At 35.7% G+C, this 18,655-nt stretch carries 20 protein-coding genes and 6 tRNA genes; 21 read left to right on the top strand and 5 right to left on the bottom strand.

Annotation, left to right across the window (positions count from 1 at the left end; translation table 11 throughout):
- The first annotated feature begins 7 nt into the window (after positions 1 to 7).
- The 10 genes from EYB29_RS08015 to EYB29_RS07970 all read left to right on the top strand — a co-directional run bounded on the left by EYB29_RS08015 (position 8) and on the right by EYB29_RS07970 (position 4,562).
- Positions 8 to 78, top strand: a tRNA-Trp gene (locus tag EYB29_RS08015).
- Between the two features lie 13 nt (positions 79 to 91).
- Positions 92 to 167, top strand: a tRNA-His gene (locus tag EYB29_RS08010).
- A gap of 3 nt (positions 168 to 170) precedes the next feature.
- Positions 171 to 242, top strand: a tRNA-Gln gene (locus EYB29_RS08005).
- 20 nt (positions 243 to 262) lie between these two features.
- Positions 263 to 333, top strand: a tRNA-Cys gene (locus EYB29_RS08000).
- Between the two features lie 17 nt (positions 334 to 350).
- Positions 351 to 425, top strand: a tRNA-OTHER gene (locus EYB29_RS07995).
- A 46-nt stretch (positions 426 to 471) separates the two neighbouring features.
- Positions 472 to 555 (top strand) — tRNA-Leu (locus EYB29_RS07990).
- Positions 556 to 751: 196 nt separating this feature from the next.
- Positions 752 to 1,846 carry a carbohydrate kinase gene (locus tag EYB29_RS07985; protein WP_166627054.1) on the top strand — a complete coding sequence of 365 codons (1,095 nt, stop codon included), beginning with the start codon at positions 752 to 754 and terminating at the stop codon, positions 1,844 to 1,846.
- Complete coding sequence (locus EYB29_RS07980; RefSeq protein ID WP_026866553.1) at positions 1,846 to 2,757, top strand: pseudouridine-5'-phosphate glycosidase; 912 nt, start codon at positions 1,846 to 1,848, stop codon at positions 2,755 to 2,757. Before EYB29_RS07985 ends, EYB29_RS07980 begins: the two co-directional genes overlap by 1 nt.
- Before the next feature lie 92 nt (positions 2,758 to 2,849).
- Positions 2,850 to 4,079 carry a S9 family peptidase gene (locus EYB29_RS07975; RefSeq protein ID WP_166627053.1) on the top strand — a complete coding sequence of 410 codons (1,230 nt, stop codon included), beginning with the start codon at positions 2,850 to 2,852 and terminating at the stop codon, positions 4,077 to 4,079.
- A gap of 3 nt (positions 4,080 to 4,082) precedes the next feature.
- Positions 4,083 to 4,562, top strand: coding sequence for an alpha/beta hydrolase family protein (locus tag EYB29_RS07970; protein ID WP_166627052.1), 480 nt, complete (start codon positions 4,083 to 4,085; stop codon positions 4,560 to 4,562).
- 97 nt (positions 4,563 to 4,659) lie between these two features.
- Here the strand turns inward: EYB29_RS07970 and EYB29_RS07965 are convergent, their stop codons facing one another.
- Both EYB29_RS07965 and EYB29_RS07960 read right to left on the bottom strand, forming a co-directional pair.
- Positions 4,660 to 4,839: a hypothetical protein gene (locus tag EYB29_RS07965; RefSeq protein ID WP_026866555.1), complete on the bottom strand. Its 180-nt coding sequence runs from the start codon at positions 4,837 to 4,839 to the stop codon at positions 4,660 to 4,662.
- The gene (locus EYB29_RS07960) at positions 4,820 to 5,251 is read right to left on the bottom strand and encodes a MarR family winged helix-turn-helix transcriptional regulator (RefSeq protein ID WP_026866556.1); all 432 of its coding nucleotides are present in this window, start codon (positions 5,249 to 5,251) and stop codon (positions 4,820 to 4,822) included. The genes EYB29_RS07965 and EYB29_RS07960 overlap by 20 nt, the downstream gene beginning before the upstream one ends.
- 100 nt (positions 5,252 to 5,351) lie before the next feature.
- Here EYB29_RS07960 and EYB29_RS07955 point away from each other — a divergent pair, with 100 nt between their 5' ends.
- Complete coding sequence (locus tag EYB29_RS07955) at positions 5,352 to 6,755, top strand: MDR family MFS transporter (RefSeq protein ID WP_166627050.1); 1,404 nt, start codon at positions 5,352 to 5,354, stop codon at positions 6,753 to 6,755.
- Between the two features lie 22 nt (positions 6,756 to 6,777).
- On the opposite strand, the gene EYB29_RS07950 is transcribed toward EYB29_RS07955, so the two are convergent.
- A complete protein-coding gene (locus tag EYB29_RS07950) occupies positions 6,778 to 7,572 on the bottom strand; it encodes a hypothetical protein (RefSeq protein ID WP_026866558.1) in 795 nt (264 codons plus the stop codon).
- 212 nt (positions 7,573 to 7,784) lie between these two features.
- Here EYB29_RS07950 and EYB29_RS07945 point away from each other — a divergent pair, with 212 nt between their 5' ends.
- From EYB29_RS07945 to EYB29_RS07935, 3 genes are all read left to right on the top strand, one after another.
- The gene (locus tag EYB29_RS07945) at positions 7,785 to 8,312 is read left to right on the top strand and encodes a YceI family protein (RefSeq protein WP_026866559.1); all 528 of its coding nucleotides are present in this window, start codon (positions 7,785 to 7,787) and stop codon (positions 8,310 to 8,312) included.
- 213 nt (positions 8,313 to 8,525) lie between these two features.
- The gene (locus tag EYB29_RS07940; protein ID WP_084145727.1) at positions 8,526 to 8,870 is read left to right on the top strand and encodes a response regulator transcription factor; all 345 of its coding nucleotides are present in this window, start codon (positions 8,526 to 8,528) and stop codon (positions 8,868 to 8,870) included.
- An 85-nt stretch (positions 8,871 to 8,955) separates the two neighbouring features.
- Entirely contained in the window at positions 8,956 to 10,281 is a 1,326-nt protein-coding gene (locus EYB29_RS07935) for an FAD-dependent oxidoreductase (protein ID WP_026866560.1), read from the top strand.
- A 47-nt stretch (positions 10,282 to 10,328) separates the two neighbouring features.
- On the opposite strand, the gene EYB29_RS07930 is transcribed toward EYB29_RS07935, so the two are convergent.
- The gene (locus EYB29_RS07930) at positions 10,329 to 10,880 is read right to left on the bottom strand and encodes a Maf family protein (RefSeq protein ID WP_026866561.1); all 552 of its coding nucleotides are present in this window, start codon (positions 10,878 to 10,880) and stop codon (positions 10,329 to 10,331) included.
- Positions 10,881 to 11,031: 151 nt separating this feature from the next.
- Between EYB29_RS07930 and EYB29_RS07925 the strand changes: the two genes are divergently transcribed.
- The 4 genes from EYB29_RS07925 (at position 11,032) to nfsA (ending at position 13,835) form a co-directional block, all read left to right on the top strand.
- Positions 11,032 to 11,388 carry a DUF6176 family protein gene (locus EYB29_RS07925; RefSeq protein WP_026866562.1) on the top strand — a complete coding sequence of 119 codons (357 nt, stop codon included), beginning with the start codon at positions 11,032 to 11,034 and terminating at the stop codon, positions 11,386 to 11,388.
- An 83-nt stretch (positions 11,389 to 11,471) separates the two neighbouring features.
- Positions 11,472 to 12,602, top strand: coding sequence for a tRNA epoxyqueuosine(34) reductase QueG (queG, locus tag EYB29_RS07920; protein ID WP_026866563.1), 1,131 nt, complete (start codon positions 11,472 to 11,474; stop codon positions 12,600 to 12,602).
- 14 nt (positions 12,603 to 12,616) lie between these two features.
- On the top strand, positions 12,617 to 13,084 hold the full coding sequence (gene trmL, locus EYB29_RS07915; RefSeq protein WP_026866564.1) for a tRNA (uridine(34)/cytosine(34)/5-carboxymethylaminomethyluridine(34)-2'-O)-methyltransferase TrmL: 468 nt from the start codon (positions 12,617 to 12,619) through the stop codon (positions 13,082 to 13,084).
- A 13-nt stretch (positions 13,085 to 13,097) separates the two neighbouring features.
- Positions 13,098 to 13,835, top strand: coding sequence for an oxygen-insensitive NADPH nitroreductase (gene nfsA / locus EYB29_RS07910; protein ID WP_026866565.1), 738 nt, complete (start codon positions 13,098 to 13,100; stop codon positions 13,833 to 13,835).
- A gap of 36 nt (positions 13,836 to 13,871) precedes the next feature.
- Here the strand turns inward: nfsA and EYB29_RS07905 are convergent, their stop codons facing one another.
- Entirely contained in the window at positions 13,872 to 14,570 is a 699-nt protein-coding gene (locus EYB29_RS07905; protein WP_026866566.1) for a ferredoxin reductase domain-containing protein, read from the bottom strand.
- Between the two features lie 470 nt (positions 14,571 to 15,040).
- Between EYB29_RS07905 and EYB29_RS07900 the strand changes: the two genes are divergently transcribed.
- From EYB29_RS07900 to ppx, 3 genes are all read left to right on the top strand, one after another.
- Positions 15,041 to 15,619: a sugar phosphate isomerase family gene (locus EYB29_RS07900; RefSeq protein ID WP_026866567.1), complete on the top strand. Its 579-nt coding sequence runs from the start codon at positions 15,041 to 15,043 to the stop codon at positions 15,617 to 15,619.
- A gap of 75 nt (positions 15,620 to 15,694) precedes the next feature.
- Complete coding sequence (gene fumC, locus EYB29_RS07895) at positions 15,695 to 17,083, top strand: class II fumarate hydratase (protein ID WP_026866568.1); 1,389 nt, start codon at positions 15,695 to 15,697, stop codon at positions 17,081 to 17,083.
- Positions 17,084 to 17,093: 10 nt separating this feature from the next.
- Positions 17,094 to 18,620: an exopolyphosphatase gene (gene ppx, locus EYB29_RS07890; RefSeq protein WP_026866569.1), complete on the top strand. Its 1,527-nt coding sequence runs from the start codon at positions 17,094 to 17,096 to the stop codon at positions 18,618 to 18,620.
- The last annotated feature ends 35 nt before the right edge of the window (positions 18,621 to 18,655 follow it).

The raw sequence follows: 18,655 nt of genomic DNA, 5'->3' as shown, positions 1-18,655 counted from the left end.
TTTGTATAGGGGTATAGTTCAATGGTAGAATAGAGGTCTCCAAAACCTTTGATGTGGGTTCGATTCCTACTACCCCTGCTTTTAAAATATGGCGGTTGTGGTGAAGTGGTTAACACACCGGATTGTGGTTCCGGCATGCGTGGGTTCGATCCCCATCAGCCGCCCCATATTGGGCTGTAGCCAAGCGGTAAGGCAACGGGTTTTGGTCTCGTGACGCGAAGGTTCGAATCCTTCCAGCCCAGTTCTTTTTAAGGTTTACTTTGGCGCCATAGCCAAGTGGTAAGGCAGAGGACTGCAAATCCTTTATCACCGGTTCAAATCCGGTTGGCGCCTTTATTAATATATAAAATGCGGAAGTAGTTTAGTGTTTAGAACATGCTTCTTCCTGAAGCAAGACATAGGTTTAAATCCTATCTTCCGCTCCATTTTTACTAATTAGAAGACTAATTAGTCTTTTTTTTATAATGATGAGCCACCGTGGCGGAATTGGCAGACGCGTTGGACTCAAAATCCAATTCTCGTTAGAGAGTGTCGGTTCGATCCCGACCGGTGGTACTATTGCTCACAGCAAAAGCTGTGAGCTTTTTTTAATTAATTAATAAATTTTGCATGGGTAAGAGAAATTATTCTCAACTTGTTCAAAATATTTGTGATTTATTCACATAATAAGTCTTTATTTATGTTAAAATAAGTTTTTATTGCTTATTTCATATATAATATAAGCAATAAGAAGTGAGTTAGGAGGATTAGGATGCATCCTAAAGAGAATGACGTTTTAGAACATATAAAGAAGAACCCTTTTATTTCACAGAATGAGCTGAGTAAAAAGCTCGGTCTGACTAACGCTTCAGTTGCAACAATAATATCGGACTTAGTTAAAAAGGAATTTATACAAGGTCAAGCATATGTGTTGAATACGGAATTTCCAATTGTTTGTGTCGGTGCTGCTAACGTGGACCGCAAATTCTTTGTTAATGAAGACTTGATTCATGGGACATCTAATCCTATACAGTCGTCTCAATCAGTAGGTGGGGTTGCTCGTAATATCGGTGAAAATTTAGGACGATTGGGAGAAAATGTGGCCTTGATTACAACACGTGGTGATGATAGTGAATGGCAGTCAATATATGATTTAACATCTCCATACATCAATTTAGATTTTGTTGAACATATATCTGGCCAAAGCACAGGATGTTATACAGCGCTCTTAAGCCATGAAGGTGATATGGAGTATGGCTTAGCTGATATGGATATATATGATCATCTAACACCTGAAGTACTGATAAAACAAACATACATATTAAAACGTGCCAAATGCATCATTGCTGATTTAAACACACCGAAAGTAACGCTCGAATTTTTATGTGCTTATGCTGATAAATATGATCTAAATCTTGTACTAATTCCCGTTTCTGGTCCAAAGATGAACCGACTACCTGAGAAACTTCATTCTGTAGATTGGTTAATCGTAAATAGAGATGAAACTGAGACACAGTTCAATATTAAAATTGATTCTGATGAGGCATTGGTGGAGTCAGCAGCAAAGTGGACTAAATTAGAGATTAGCAATGTCATTGTGACAAATGGCGTCAAATCTATAGCTTACAGCAATGCGGATGGAGAAAGTAAAATTTATAGTATTACAGCTTCAGACAATGTTGTCGATGTAACAGGTGCTGGGGATTCATTTTCTAGTGCAATTGTCTTTGGCTGGTTGAAAGGCTATAAAATCGATGATATTGTCAAAATGGCAATGACGAATAGCCGTAAGACTATTGAAACACCTTTTACTGTCCGTCAGGATTTATCGGAAAAACAACTAATAAAAGACATGGAGGAATTATAATGAATCATTTAATCGACTTACATCCAGAAGTTAAAACAGCTTTAGAAAATAATCAACCTGTTATTGCTTTAGAATCTACAATTATTTCACACGGTATGCCTTACCCACAAAATATTGAAATGGCTAAAACTGTTGAAAATATTATTCGTGAAGGTGGAGCTGTGCCAGCGACAATCGCAATCATGGATGGTCGTATCAAAGTTGGTTTAGATGAAGGATCTCTAGAGAAACTTGGTAACTCTGAAGGTGTTGCTAAGGTATCTCGTCGTGATTTAGCTGAAGTTGTTGCAACGAAAAGAATTGGTGCGACAACGGTTGCTTCTACTATGATCTGTGCAGAAATGGCTGGTATTAAATTCTTCGTAACTGGAGGTATCGGTGGGGTTCACCGTGGTGTTGAAGAGACTATGGATATCTCTGCTGACCTAGATGAACTCGGTAAAACAGATGTTGCAGTAATCTGTGCTGGTGCAAAATCGATTTTAGACTTAGATAGAACTATGGAATACCTTGAAACAAAAGGTGTGCCTGTTATTGGTTATCAAACAGAGGTATTACCAGCATTCTTCACACGTACAAGTGACATTAAATTAAACACAGTTACTGAAACCACTGAAGAAATCGCAAGCATCATCAAAGCAAAACATGACCTTGAACTTGAAGGTGGCGTAGTAATTGCGAATCCAATTCCAAAAGAAGATGAGTTAGATAAAGATTACATTGATGGTATTGTTGCTGCTGCTGTTAAAGAAGCTGAAGAGAACGGTATCGGTGGTAAAGATTCTACACCTTTCTTACTTGGTAAGATCGTTGAAAAAACTGAAGGTAAATCACTGGATGCAAACATCAAATTAGTTTACAACAACGCTAAAGTTGGCGCACAGATTGCTGTAGATTACTTCAATAAATAAAATGTCTTAAAAAAAGCCCTAATCCTTACATTCTGTTAAGGATTAGGGTATTTTTATATATAAGATACTATTTACTTAAAGAAGGTGTAGCTTTGACAGAATTTACAAAGTATCTCTCATTGAAGTTAGATGAAGAAAAGGAAAATCTGTACTTTATAGCTGATTCTACTGGTAAAAGAGAGTTATATAGTTACAGTCTGTATGAACAGGCACATAAACAAGTGACAGATGAAAAGGAAAACGTGAAGAACTTTTGGTTTGTTGACGACGGCTTACTATATGCTGTGGATCACAATGGAAACGAACGTGAACAACTCAAGTTTGTTAAAGGTAATACAAAGCTTGATTTAACAAATGACGATGATTTTTATAATCATTATGGTGTGTTTATAAAAGATCATCTTGTCTTTTTACGAAATCATAAAGATGGAAAAGACTTTGAACTGATGAAATCTACTGATCAGTCTCTTGAAGTAATGGCAACTTTTACTAGACCAACAAACATTGTGTCTAAATTCGATGATGAGCGTATTTTACTTAGTCAGTCAGTAAATAACATTGATAAGGATGTTTATCTTTTTAACGTACATACTGGCGCGCTAGATAAACTGCCACTCCCTGTAGGTCGATTTTCAAACTATCGTTCATTAAATGATGAAAATGCAGTATTTACAAGTGATTACTTAGAAGGTCACCTTAACTTATATTTACTTAACAAGAATACATTTGAGTTTAAAAAACTGACGTACTTTCACTGGGATATAGAAAAAATCCTTGTCTTGGGTGATAAGGAAAATGTCGTATTTGAGTTAAATAAGAATGGGTTTAGTAAGCTATTTAAATATAATATTAAAGATGACCTTTTAGAGTCATTAGACTTTTATAGAAATGGTGTTGTGCATTCACTTCAAAATAAAGATGACAAACTTTATATGATATTTTCAAGCATGACCTCACCGCACAGTATTTATGAATATGACTTGATGAGAAATACAACTACAAAAGTATTTGGTAATGAAACATTAGAGGAAACTTTAGCGACAACATATCAGACTTTTCCATCGTTTGATGGTTTAGATGTACCTTATTATCTATATGAACATGTCGGAGAAAATATACCGACAGCCATACATGTTCATGGAGGTCCAGAATCTCAGGCACGACCAGAGTTTAATGAGCTGTATTATAAACTTTATAAGGAAGGCTTCCAAGTTGCAGTGCCAAACATTAGAGGGTCGACAGGATACTCTAAGTTTTACATTGGTTTAGATAACCAAGAAAAACGTATGGATGCTGCAAAGGATGTCGTGGCGTTACGGTAGCATTTGATTAACTATCATCATGCAGATGAGAATAATATTTTTGTTATGGGGCGGAGTTATGGGGGCTTCATGACCTTACTACTGATCACTCAGTTCCCTAAATTATGGAAAGGTGCAGTCGATATTGTGGGAATCTCTCATTTTACGACGCTACTTTCTAATACGCCTCCGTGGAGAAGAGAACAACGTTCTTATGAATATGGCTTCATCGGAGAACATGATGAATTTATGCAGTGTATTGCACCGCTGAATAATTCACAGCAAATTCGTAGTCCTTTAAGGATATTCCATTCCCACCATGATGTAAGAGTGCCATTTTCAGAATCAGAACAAATGTATGAGAAAATGAAAGAAGAAGACAAGGATGTTGAGTTGGTTGCTTACGAGAATGAAGGGCATCAATATCTTTATACTGAAAATCAAGACGATATGAACGAGAGAATACTTAAATTTTTTAAAGACTTAAGTATTCAAGATAAGTAAGATAAAAAACCATGCAGCATCTAAGAATTTTCAGATGCCGCATGGTTTATTTTGTGTGTGGTGCGGTGTTGGATAGTGATGAGTCGTCGTTCCCATTCTAGGTTGTTTGGAAGGTGATGAGGGTACGTCGTATCATTTCTACTTGTCTAGGATGTTGATGAAGGATCAACATCACTATCCACTTGCCGGATGCTAACACCATATCGCCGTAGACACCCCAAGATCCTGGGATGTTAATCATAAACCCAACACTCGTCTTATTCATTACCAATATCATTAAATTTCTTCAATAGATGGGCAAAGGTTTCTATATCATTGTCATCCCATTCATCTGTTACTTTTCTAAACCGTTCTTGTCTATAGTGATGCGCCTTGTTTAATGATTCAATACCTTTATTTGTCAGTTGATAGTCATAGGAACGACCATCTTTTTTAGATTGTTTCTTCTCGAGTTTACCTTCTTCTTGGAGTTCAGCTGCTTGTCTACTTACTGTAGATATATCTAAGTGAAGTAGTGAAGCAATCTGCTTAACACCCATTGGTCCGGATTCTGAAATCAGTAGAAGGATTAAATAACTTGCTGATTTTAACTGCTGTTCTTTGTTTACATTAGCAGTTTGTTTTTTAATACGCCTCACCATCATGGCAAGTTGTAGTTCTAATTTTTCAAGCGACTTATTTTTTGTCAATTTATGTCAAACCTTTCTTATATATAGTATGAAGATTGACATGATATATAGTTGTATAATACAATTAATCCTGTTGCTTGTCCAGGAAAGAAGGAATATTATGACAAATACACAAGAAAATAAAAAATATTTAACGACTCGTAATCGTACAATCCTGATGGCTGTACTGCTATCGGGTGCTTTTGCTGCGATACTGAATCAGACGCTACTCGCAACTGCCATTCCTCATATAATGGACGATTTGAATCTTGAGGCTGATGTTGCACAGTGGTTACAGTCAGTATTCATGCTAGTTAACGGTATTATGATACCCATAACAGCTTTCTTAATTAATAAGTTTTCAACCCGAACTTTATTTTTTACTGCCTTATCCTTATTTGGTTTGGGAACTTTAATCTGTGGAATTTCACCAAATTTCTCGATTCTACTAATTGGTAGAATACTACAGGCTGCTGGGGCGGGTATCGTCATGCCTTTAATGCAAACAATCCTATTTTTAACTTACCCAAGAGAAGAACGTGGTAAGGCAATGGGAATGTTTGGTTTAGTCATCAGTTTCGCTCCGGCAATCGGTCCAACCTTATCAGGGTGGTTTGTTGAAATTTACCCATGGAGAGGCTTATTCTTAATGGTATTACCGATTGTTATTATTGATATAATCGTTGCCTACTTCATTTTAAGAAATGTGACAGAACAAACGGATCCTAAGTTAGATATGACTTCGATTATTGTATCAACATTAGGATTTGGTGGCTTACTTCTAGGATTCTCAGTTGCAGGTAATAGCGGATGGCTAAGTCCAATTGTAATTCTGCCGATTATTATTGGAGCAATTACTTTATTCTTATTTATTCGTAGACAAAATTACTTAGAAGAACCTGTATTAGAATTCAGTGTATTTAAGGATCATATTTTTACTCTGTCTACTGTAATCGGAATGATTGTTTTTATGTCAATGATTGGTGGGGCAGTTATACTGCCGATTTATATGCAAACCATGCTTGGATTCTCTGCTTTGGAATCAGGTATGATGCTGTTACCAGGTGCCTTAATCATGGGGATTATGAGTCCGGTAACAGGGCGTTTATTTGATAAGTACGGTGCCCGGTGGCTCGGAGTAATTGGGCTTGCTGTAGTGACAGTGACAACGCTTATGTTCTCTGTTCTAGATGACCAGACAACATTTTGGTACTTAGCTATAGTCAATGCTTTTAGAATGCTCGGGGTTGCAATGGTGATGATGCCAGCAACGACAGCAGGTTTAAATCAATTGTCAGACCAACTCGTCCCGCATGGTACAGCAATGAATAATACGATGCGTCAAGTTGCAGGAGCAGTCGGAACGGCTATATTGGTTTCAATCATGACAAATACACAAAATCCAGCAGAAGGCGTGTCAGGAATGATTCACGGTGTGAATATGTCATTCTTATTTGCAGCAATTCTATCTTTTATAGGCTTCATATTAGCCTTTAGACTAAAAAGTAATAGTAAAAGTGGTTAGGAAAATTTCCTAACCACTTTTTTTATGCCTTACTTTCTTTGCTTCTAAAATATTGGAAGAGAATAATCACGATGATACCAATGAACATAAAGTATTTAACGATAAAATCCGACACTCCATTTAAAAAATCGAATGGGTATATGATTCTACCAAAACTATAAATAATTAATACTATAAAAATTATTCTTGTAGCCATTGTTTTTGATGTAATTAAAAAGTATAGTGACGCGACAAAAACCAAGACGAAAAATGAGAACAGTATGGATTCGAAAATTGATTCGTCATAGCTTGCAATTTTAAATGCATTTAAATATTCAGAGTTAACGAAGATTACTAATAGGTTTGTGATTATAAATAAGATTAGAAAGATCAAGGTCGAGAGCATTTGATTATTCCCACGACTCGACGCCCGATGTTTAATGCCATGATTCATGAACGGAACCATAAGGAATATCATAATCAAACCTATTACTAAGGTAATCGATAGAGTGATGGTACCTGATATGACTGTGATGGCTGTATATAAAACAGTAAAATAAAAGAGCAGAACAGAAAAGTCCACCCAGTAATTGCCACGTGTTTTCGGGAGGGTTTTAGCTTCTATTTTTGCAAGATCAGTTGTTTTTTTTCCATAGTAATCGATGTAGTCTTGATTATGCTTACGCATTTCAGTTATTAAATTATAAAGTTTTTCATATTTAGCATCTTCTGTAACATGCAATTTGTCCAATTCATTATTTAAAGAATCAAATGCTGTCTGATCATCATCAGACAGCTTATTGTATATGTCAGAATAAAGTGTTTTGTAGTTAGTCATAGTGTCCCCTTTAAGAAAATATATTAAATATAATTATAACAAATGTTTAAGGTTATGATGTATGGATATAGTTAGTTACGAAGTAAGTAAAAGATTATTAAATTATTTATGGTTTCTTACTTGCTTTTTGTAACTAAGTATATTATTATAATCATTGTAATAATTCGAATTTGAAACAATTAATTTAAATATACTTTGGAGGAGATTTAAAAATGGCTAAATTTGTAGCAGATACTGCCCACTCAGAATTAGAGTTCACAGTAAAACACATGATGGTAACAAAAGTAAGAGGTTCATTTGGAGAATGGTCTATCGATGTAGAAGTTGATGATATTGAAGATCTTTCAACTGCAGTAATTAAAGGTGAAGCAAATGTTGCAACAATCGACACTGGTGTTGAAGACCGTGACGCTCACTTACGTTCTGGAGACTTCTTTGAAACTGAAGAGTTCCCTAAAATGACTTTCGAATCAACTAAAATTGAAGGTTCTGAATCACAATACCAAGTAACAGGTAACTTAACTATTAAAGACGTAACTAAAGAAATCACAGTACCACTAACTTACAACGGTCACGGCGTAAGTCCATTTGGTCCAACTGTTTACGGTTTTGAAACAAACTTCTCAATTAACCGTGAGGACTTCGGTTTAACTTGGAACCAAACTCTAGAAACTGGTGGCGTACTTGTTTCTAAAGACGTTAAAATCAATGCTGAATTACAATTTAACCCTGCTGAGTAAGCAATACAAATGTTTATGCAGACACTCCACATTGAATAATGTGGGGTGTTTTTTTATGCTTAAATACAACGATAAGAATATTGGATTTGTCAAAGTTGATGACAAAAATTTTGATTGTAGAAGATGATAATGATATCAATAAGCTGTTAAGTGAGATAGTAAAAACAAGCTTGTTATCATTCAAAATCAGCTTATTCAGGAACAGAGGCTTTAATCTATTTAAAAGAAGAACAGTGGGATTTAATTTGCCTGGACTTAATGTTACCAGGTTTATCTGGTGAGACACTTTTAGAAAAGATTAAATCTTTTGGCACAACACCTATTATCGTTATTTCTGCTAAGGATGATCAAGGTGTAAAAATAGATGCACTTAGAAGTGGTGAGGATGATTCCATTGTTAAACCTTTTGACGTAGATGAAGTTGCTGCACGTATTGATTCTGTACTTAGAAAATCAAAAGGTGCTAATAAAATAGAGGTGTCAATTTTGAAGTACAAAGATATTGTAGTAGATCTCCAAGCTAAATACGTCAATCATAAGTTGAAGATTACTTGTTAATGGACAAAGTAATCTTTTAGTTTATATAAGGTTCATAAGTGGTAAATATAAAAGTTTAATTTTAATTGTTAAGGAGATGCTCGATTTGGCACATTATGATGCATTGATTATAGGTTTTGGTAAGGCTGGAAAAACTTTAGCTGGAGCTTTTTCTAGTAAGGATTGGAAAGTGGCATTAGTCGAAGAGGAGACAAATATGTATGGTGGAACATGTATCAATGTTGCTTGTATTCCAACTAAACTTTTAATGCATGATGCTCTAGAAGGTAAGGAATACAGTGCTGCGATTGAACGTAAATTTAATACGATAGAGAAGTTAAATAAGAAAAATTACCACTCAGTTGCAGATTTAGACAACGCTAAAGTCATTGACGGTAGAGCAAAATTTGTAAATGAGAAGGAAATAGAAGTCAGCAAAAAAGATGGCGGAACTGAATCAATCACTGCCAATAAAATCTTCATCAACACCGGTGCAACAAGTGTTATACCACCTTTAGAAGGTAATATGGATTCTGAAAAGATATACACAAGTACCAGTCTACTAAATGAGGAAAAGCTACCTGAAACTTTAACCATTGTAGGTGGGGGGTATATCGGTCTAGAATTTGCAACGATGTACAACGCCTTTGGAGCCACTGTTAACATTATCGTACCTGACGATGGGATTCTAAAAAATGAAGATAAGGAAATTAAAGATGAAATCACTAGAGATATGAAAGAAAGTGGCATTAACTTTATCTTTGGCAAAAAGGCTGAGAAGGTGGCTGATAATGGTTCAGATATCACAGTATCATTATCAGGTGGTGAAGCAGTAACCTCGAACGCTGTCTTATTTGCCACAGGTCGTAAAGCGAATACAGAGGGCTTAGGGTTAGAAAATACTAAAATTGATACAGATGATAGAGGCGCTATTGTTGTTGATGAACATTTACAAACCTCTGTTGATAATATTTATGCAGTCGGCGATGTTAAAGGCGGTATGCAGTTCACTTATACTTCACTAGATGACTTCAGAGTAGTAAAAAGTCATCTCTTAGAAGATGGTTCTTATACCAGTGATGACAGAAAAAATATCCAATATACTAAGTTTATTGACCCACCGTTCTCTAAAGTCGGCTATACTCTTGATGAAGCAAAAGAAGCGGGCTTCAATGCACAAGAGAAAAGCATGCTGATGAGTGGACACCCTAGATCACATATAAATAATGAATTAAGAGGTATATTTAAAGCGGTTGTAGATACTGAATCCGGAGAGATTTTAGGAGCGCATCTATACGGTGTGAACTCAGAAGAATTAATCAACATGGTTAAGCTTGCTATGGATCATGATATACCATATGGTTACTTAAGAGATATGATGTACAATCATCCAGGAATGTCAGAAGCGTTTAATAATCTATTTAATATTTAAGTAAAACACAATAAGACTGTGTGGGTAATCCCACACAGTCTTATTTTTTAAATATATTTTGAAAGAAAACGATACACTTCACCTAATGGTAGGCCAACGATTGTATTGTAATCGCCCTGGATTGATTGAACAAATTGTACACCAAGTGCTTGTATACCGTATGCACCAGCCTTATCTATATATTCGCCACTATCTAAGTATCTATTGATTTCATCGGAAGTTAATGTATAAAAAGTAACTTCAGTTTTTGAAATAATAATTTCTTCAAAGTCTCTTGACTTTAAGATTACAGCAGAGTACACTTCATGAGTGTTGCCAGATAATGTTTCAAGCATGTTCCGAGCGTCTTTACGATCTTGCGGCTTTTCAAAAATTTCATTTTGATAGCTGACGATTGTATCTGCAGTGATATTGATTGTTTGTTCATGAATGGGTAAAGCTGCTGCTTTTAGTTTAGCAGTTTCGATAACTTTAGTTGCTGGATCAGTTGTAGTAATTTGTTTCTCATCAACATCTGGATCGACCACATCGAATTGGAGATTAAGTTGATTGAGTAACGCTTGTCTTCTTGGGGATTTGGAACCGAGTACAAGTTTCATGAGAAAACCTCCAGTTAATTCTTGATATCCGTTGCACTAAATTATACAGTAGGTATAATAAATGCAAAATACATATAAAATCATTCTATTATGGATTTTAAATACATAGGTTCAAACCTAATTATATTGATGATTGAAGAGGGGAGCAATAATGAAAGTTGAATTGACGAAGTACAGAGTTAAAGAAGGTAAAAGTGAATTAGTTGATGAGTGGATTGACTACATGCACAACGACATGGACGATGTGCTTATGAATTTAGAAGGCGAAAAGATGTTTGTAGAAACAATATTTCGTGAAGCGTTTAACGATGTTGAGTACTTGTATTGGTACAGTGTTCAAGAAGAAGCTTCTGACATTCAAATTTCTGAGTCAGACCTTGATAAGAAGCATATTGAGTACTGGGAACAATGTATTGATAAGACATTCAGGCCAGAGGATATGAAAGCTGAAATTGTAATGATTCCTGAGCGTATCAGAGAAGCAATGCATTATGATAAGAATAAGTAGATGAAGTCAGGGTAAAGTGCCCTGGCTTTATTTTCTATTGTTGATTAAAAATACGTTATAATAAACAGGATAGGGGTGATTCTATGGATCGTCATGAATTTAAACAAAAGGTGATTGATTATGCTAAAACAATAGGAATCGATGACATTGGTTTTACTACAGCAGAACCTTTTACTGAGTTCAAAGCGAAACTTATCGACTACTATAAAAATGGCTATGAATCCGGTTTTGAAACCGGCACAATCGAAGAACGTACTGACCCGAAGCGAAGCTTAGAGAGTGCACAAAGTATTGTGTCGATTGCAGTGGGTTATCCGAATCGTCTAAGGAATGCACCCAAGTCTAAAAAAGGTGAACGTAGAGGTATTTTTGCCCGTGCATCTTGGGGTATGGATTACCATACTTTACTAAGATCTCGGCTCGATAAGTTACAAGCCTTCATTCAAGAACTCGATCCAACAGTTGAGTGTAAATCTATGGTGGACACTGGAGTATTGAGTGACAGAGAAGTCGCGAGAAGAAGCGGACTTGGTTTTATTGGAAAGAATGGTTTTGTAATTAATCCGAAACTTGGTACTTACTCGTATCTAGGTGAAATGATTGTATCTTATCCATTCCCTGCAGATGAAGAACTTCTAGATTCATGTGGGGATTGTAATATTTGTGTCGACCGTTGTCCGACAGGTGCACTCGTAGGAGATGGTCAACTTGATTCTAAAAAATGTATCTCTTTCTTAACGCAGACAAAAGGTTTCATGCCGGTAGAATATAGAGGTGTCATTGGCAATAGGTTATATGGTTGTGATACGTGCCAACAAGTGTGTCCGAGAAACCGTGGTATTAACACTGAGCATCATGAGGACATCGTCTTAGAACCGGAAATATTGAAACCAGAGCTCACTAGTTTATTAAAGATATCTAATAGAGATTTTAAAGAAACGTATGGGCATCTTGCTGGCGTTTGGAGAGGAAAAAAACCGATTCAACGAAATGCAATTCTAGCCCTTGCCCACTATAAGGAAACAGATGCAGTTGACTTGCTTAAAGATGTTGCAGAAAGCGATCCGAGACCAGTAATCAAGGGAACGGCATACTGGGCAATTGGACAAATTGAAGGTAATCAGGCATTAGATTATATTAATGAAAGATACAAAGAAGAAACTGACGAAGATGTAAAAAAAGAAATGCTCTTAGGTATCCAAGAAGCAGTTTAGGGAGAAGGAAAAATATGAATCACGTTGTGTTGTACCAACCAGAAATTCCACAAAATACAGGCAATATAGCAAGAACGTGTGTTGCAACAGGCACACCTCTACATTTAATCAAGCCGTACGGATTTAGTCTAGAAGATAAGTACGTTAAACGTGCAGGGTTAGATTACTGGAAAGATCTAGAGCTATATGAGTATGATTCAATCGAAGAATTTTTTGAAAAAAATGAAGGCAAGTACTATATGATTTCTAAGTTTGGTGAGCAAACATTTAGTGATATGGATTATTCTGATTTTGACAAATCGCATTATTTTATATTCGGCAAAGAAACGAAAGGTTTACCAGGTTGGTTAAAAGATGAATATAAAGATTCATTGATGAGAATACCGATGACGGACAAAGTACGTTCATTGAATCTCGCGAATACAGTCGGTATACTCGTTTATGAAGCTCTAAGACAACAAAATTATCCAAACTTAAAGTAGGAGGTCGTCATCTATGAATGAAGTCATTAATTTGATTAATAATCACCGTTCGTTAAGAAAATTTACAGATACCAAACTGACCGAAGATGAAATAAAAACCTTAGTTGGTGCAGCACAAAGCGCCAGCACTTCATCTTACGTTCAAGCTTATTCTATTGTTGGTGTAACGGATATTGAGAAGAAAAAAGCATTAAAAGATATTAGTACCCAAAGTTACGTCGAAGACAATGGTCATCTCTTTGTTTTTGTCGTTGATTTTTATCGTCATAAGGAGCTTGCTAAAAAAGCAAATAAAGAAATTTCTTACGATAAAACAGAAAATCTTATCGTAGGAGTGGTCGATGCATCTCTTGCGGCTCAAAATATGGCACTTGCTGCAGAAAGCATGGGCTTAGGGATTTGCTATATTGGTTCACTACGTAACGATGTAGAAAAGGTATCAGAGATTCTCGAGCTGCCTGAAGGGACTTTCCCACTGTTTGGCATGGTAACAGGACATCCTGAATCAGAAGGGTCACAAAAAGAGAGATTACCATTTGAAGCGGTATACCATGAAAATACTTATAATAAAATTGATGAAGTTGAAGACGATATTGAAGCGTATGATCAGCGTATTAGTGACTACTATCGAAGTCGTACTAACAATGAACGTGCGGATAAGTGGAGTGACCAAGTCCTAAATATGCTTAGTAAGAAACAAAGACTTGATGTGGATGCGTTCTTAAAAGAACAAGGATTTTTAGGTCAATAAGTCAAAAAGAGAGCTCAGGTCAATGAGCTCTCTTTTTTATATAAATGACTCTCTTTGTCCAGGGTGTTTATCGAGAATCACTTGGTCTTTTGGAATACCATTTTTAAGTAGGATTTCGATGTTTTGTTTTAGAAATTCATCACTACCGACAACGTAGAATATACCATCTTTATCAGCCATTAATTTGTTTGCTTCACTGTAGTAATCATCACGATTATCAACAAAGTGTGATGTAATTTTTTCAACTTCTTCATTATTGAAAATATCCGTAAAGAGATAATGACCAGTAGAATCAACGTTTAAGGATTGAATGCTATTGACGTTGGATTGGTCTTGTAAAAATTTAAGTGCTAACGGCCGTAAGGTTGCTAAACCCGCACCAGCTGAAAGCATGTAGATTTTTTTATTCTCGCGTTTTAAAGGCACGTTTGTATGTGTTTTAAAAATAGCAGCTTTACCACCGATAGGCATTTCATTTAATTTACGTTTAAAAAGAGAGGGGTTTTCATTAATACGTGTCGTAATACCAATATCTTTTTCATCGTTCGTTGTTGAAATGGACATATGTCTGATTAGACTTCGGTCTGGTTTCTCACCTGCATTAAAACCTTCAAAAGCTAAATGAATATGTGCACCTTCATCCCAGTCGTAGTCGCTAGGGCACTCAAAAACAAAAGTTTTTACTGTAGGTGACTCGTCGATAACTTTCTTAAGTGACGTCCAATAAATTTGCATAAAATCTAACTCCTCATCATTATGTTAGCTTTATTATACATTTGATTGATAAGGATTCTCAATTAAAAGGGTTCAGAAAGTTAGAGTAAAAAGAAAAACAGCCAAGTTTGAACACTTGGCTGTTAATAATATAGCATTGCTATTTAACTATTCTCTAATTTTTGTTTCCCCGTCATCCTTGTAGCCCCATGTAGTTTCGCGGCCAGCAGTAAGAATTGAAGTTAGGAAAGCAATACAAACCATCAGAATTAAAAATGCTTTCATTGTAGATTTGCCCCCATTACTTTTACTTGAATTATCTTTATTATAAACTAAAATGACAAGATTAAAAAGGACAACTTCAAAAAAAGAGGTTTTATCATTTAAATCAAATAATATTGTATAGAATAGGTTATATTGTTTTGATTTTGGGGTAAGATAATTTTAAATGACCTTATTTTTGAAGCTGAACATTACTGGAGGAAATTAAAATGGCAATGAATTTTAAAATATTTGAATCTAAAGAAGTCGCAGATTTGTTTTTAGCAGATCTACTCAGAAAACAAATCCACAATAATCCTGAAAGTATTTTAGCATTAGATACTAATGTAGAATTATCAAGAAGCTATGAAAAACTAGTTGGTGAACTGCGTAATCACCCTGCAGATTTATCTGAAATCCAACTTTATGCAGTGGGTAAAGATGGCTTAGAAGTATTTAAAAAATTAGATTTACCTTCTTCACAAATTGATGAAGGTGGTACAGCTGATGATCTAGACAGTAAAGGTAAGAAAAAAGTTAATGTTGCTGTCTTAAATCTGAATGACAACAAAAAAGTCGGTTTTAACAATGACAATGAGGACTTATTTAAGGCTAAAGAATTGTTTGTCTATGCCTCAGGTTCAAATTCAAGTGATGCAGTCAGAGCTTTATATGAAGCGGCACTTGATGGTGGTAGTAGTTTAAGTGAAATTAAAAATCACCGCATGGTGACAGTTGTAATTGATATAGATGCAGCTGCTGATTTAGATAGTGATATCGTCGATTATTACACATATAAATTTGCATAATATATTTGTTAATGAATCCTTTTGAAATATAGTATAAACTAGTAAGTGAATACTATATTTCGGGGGGATTTTTTTATGTCATTTAGAATTGAGCACGATACAATCGGTGAAATTAAAGTACCAGCAGATAAATACTGGGCAGCACAAACAGAAAGAAGCCGTCAGAACTTTCCAGTAGGTAAAGAAAAGATGCCGATAGAGGTGATCGTTGCTTTTGCTCATTTAAAAAAAGCGGCAGCAATTTCTAATAATAAACTAGGAAAATTATCAGATTCTAAAAAGGATGCAATTGTTCATGCTTGTGACCGTGTGATTGCACGTGACTTAGATGAGCACTTCCCACTTGTTGTATGGCAGACAGGTAGCGGTACACAAAGTAATATGAACGTAAATGAGGTAGTGAGTTACGTTGCTAACGAATATCTAAAAGAAAAAGGGATTGATGAAGTCGTACATCCAAATGATGATGTGAACAAATCACAATCTTCGAATGATACGTATCCTACTGCTATGTACGTTGCCTTATTACAGGCAGTAGAGAGTCAACTCGTACCTGCTTTAGCTAAATTACATGGCACACTCGTTTCTAAACAGGAGCAGTTCAAAGATATAATTAAAATTGGGCGTACCCACCTTCAAGATGCGACACCACTGACATTGGGTCAAGAGATTTCTGGCTGGTCTTACATGTTAGAAAAGTCAACAGAACTTATCAATCAATCTAAAAAACAACTCACTAATCTTGCAATTGGTGGTACTGCTGTTGGTACTGGAATTAATGCACATCCAGAATTCGGTAAAATGGTTGCTGAACAACTTGGGAAACAAACTGATCTACCATTTGTTTCATCACCAAATAAATTCCATGCACTGACATCATACGATGAAGTCGTTTATGTTCATGGTGCCCTAAAAGCACTTGCAGGAGATTTAATGAAGATTGCGAACGACGTAAGATGGTTAGCATCTGGACCACGAGCAGGACTTGCTGAAATTGAAATACCTGCAAATGAACCTGGTTCTTCTATCATGCCAGGTAAAGTGAACCCAACACAGTCAGAAATGTTAACCATGGTTGTTGCACAAGTATTCGGTAATGATACTGCAGTATCATTTGGTGCATCACAAGGTAACTTCGAGTTGAACGTCTTTAAACCGGTAATTCTATTTAATACCTTACAATCAATTTATTTACTTGCAGATGGAATGAATAGTTTTAATGATAACTGTGCTGTAGGTATTGAGCCGATTAACGAAAATATCGATAAGTACTTAAATAACTCATTGATGCTTGTAACGGCTTTAAATCCACATATTGGTTATGAAAATGCTGCGAAAATTGCTAAAAATGCACATGCAAAAGGTATTACACTTAAAGAATCTGCCATTGAATCAGGCTTATTGACTGAGGAACAATTTGATGAGTGGATTCGACCTGAAGATATGATTCAGTCTAAAGAGTAGGGGTTTTTCAATGAAGAAAATCAGCTTAATTGATATCGGATCAAATACGATTCGTTTAGTTATATTTGAATATACTGAAGAACATGGTTTAAGAGAAGAAAGAAATATTAAAACACCTGCGCGTCTTGCCCAATATATTGGTAAAGACGGGAACATGTCAGAAGAAGGTATCCTCGTACTTATGAAAGTCTTAAAAAGCTTTAAGCAAATTTCTGATAAGTACAATATTGATGAAATTTACCCTGTTGCTACTGCTGCAATTCGTCAGTCAGAGAACAGAGATGAAATCGTCGAACGCATAAATACGGAGCTCGGTCTCGATGTAAAAATTATCACAGGTGATGAAGAGGCGACCTTCGGATATGAAGCTGCTGTTCATACTATCAGCTATTATGACGCGGTGACGATTGATATTGGTGGGGGAAGTACAGAGTTAACCTACTACGAAGATAAGAATTTAATTTATAAAACGAGCTTACCATTTGGTGCGGTTACCTTGAGTCGTGATTTCTTCACTGACAAAGATCACAATGACAAGAAGGCAATCAAAGAGGCTAAGAAATTCATCGAAGAACAGTTTAAAAAAGTGAATTGGTTATTAGACCGAAATGTACCGATTGTTGCGATTGGTGGGAGTGCGAGAAACATTGCTCGCATTCACCAGTCGATGACATCATACCCTATCGCTGGTGTTCATGGTTATACAATGACTAAGAGCGATTTAAATGATGTCTATAAGTTATTAAAAAACACAGAGACTGATGATATGGATGATATCGATGGCTTGAGTAAGGATAGAGCAGATTTGATTTTACCTGCGAACCTTGTTTTCAGTTCATTGTTAGATATTGTTGATTCAAATGAATTTAAGTTTAGTAGAAAAGGGCTAAGAGAGGGTATGGCAATGAAAATCATTAGCCGAGATTACCCAGTTGCCTTTAATAAATATAGGGTGTTTGATGATTCGATCAGTCAACTAACCAATGATTTTAATATCGATGAAAATGATTCTAAGAAGCGTACTGAGATAGTGGACCGTCTCTACCATCAGTTAGAACGGTATGACATTTTGAACTTATCTAGAACAACTAAAATGATTATGAAACAAGCTGCTAGCATATACTATCTTGGAGATTTTATTGATCGAGATGCTTCTAGTCAACATACTTATTATCTGATATCTAATTCAAATATCAATGGTATCACTCATAAAAATCGTGTCCGTTTAGCATTGATAGCAAGTTTTAAAAACAAATCCTTACTCGATTTTTACGCTAAGGAAACAGGATGGTTCGACGATGATGAAATGAGTGAAATTCAGTCACTTGGTTCACTCGTTAAATTCTCAAACGCTTTAAATATTTCTAATACAGGTATTGTGGATAGTCTCCGACTGACTAAGACCGATGATGGTTATACACTGACTGTTAAATACAATGGGGACCCTATTGCCGAAGAGTATTATGCACTTAGACAAAAGAAACATTTTGAGAAGATACTTGGTGAAAAATTATGGATTGAATTTACAGAATCTTAATATTCATGCGCTATAATAATCGAGGTTAGGAGGAT

It is taken from the genome of Jeotgalicoccus sp. S0W5 (assembly GCF_011634875.1).
GTDB classification, from domain to species: domain Bacteria; phylum Bacillota; class Bacilli; order Staphylococcales; family Salinicoccaceae; genus Jeotgalicoccus; species Jeotgalicoccus marinus.
This window is presented reverse-complemented; position numbering and strand designations above follow the sequence as displayed.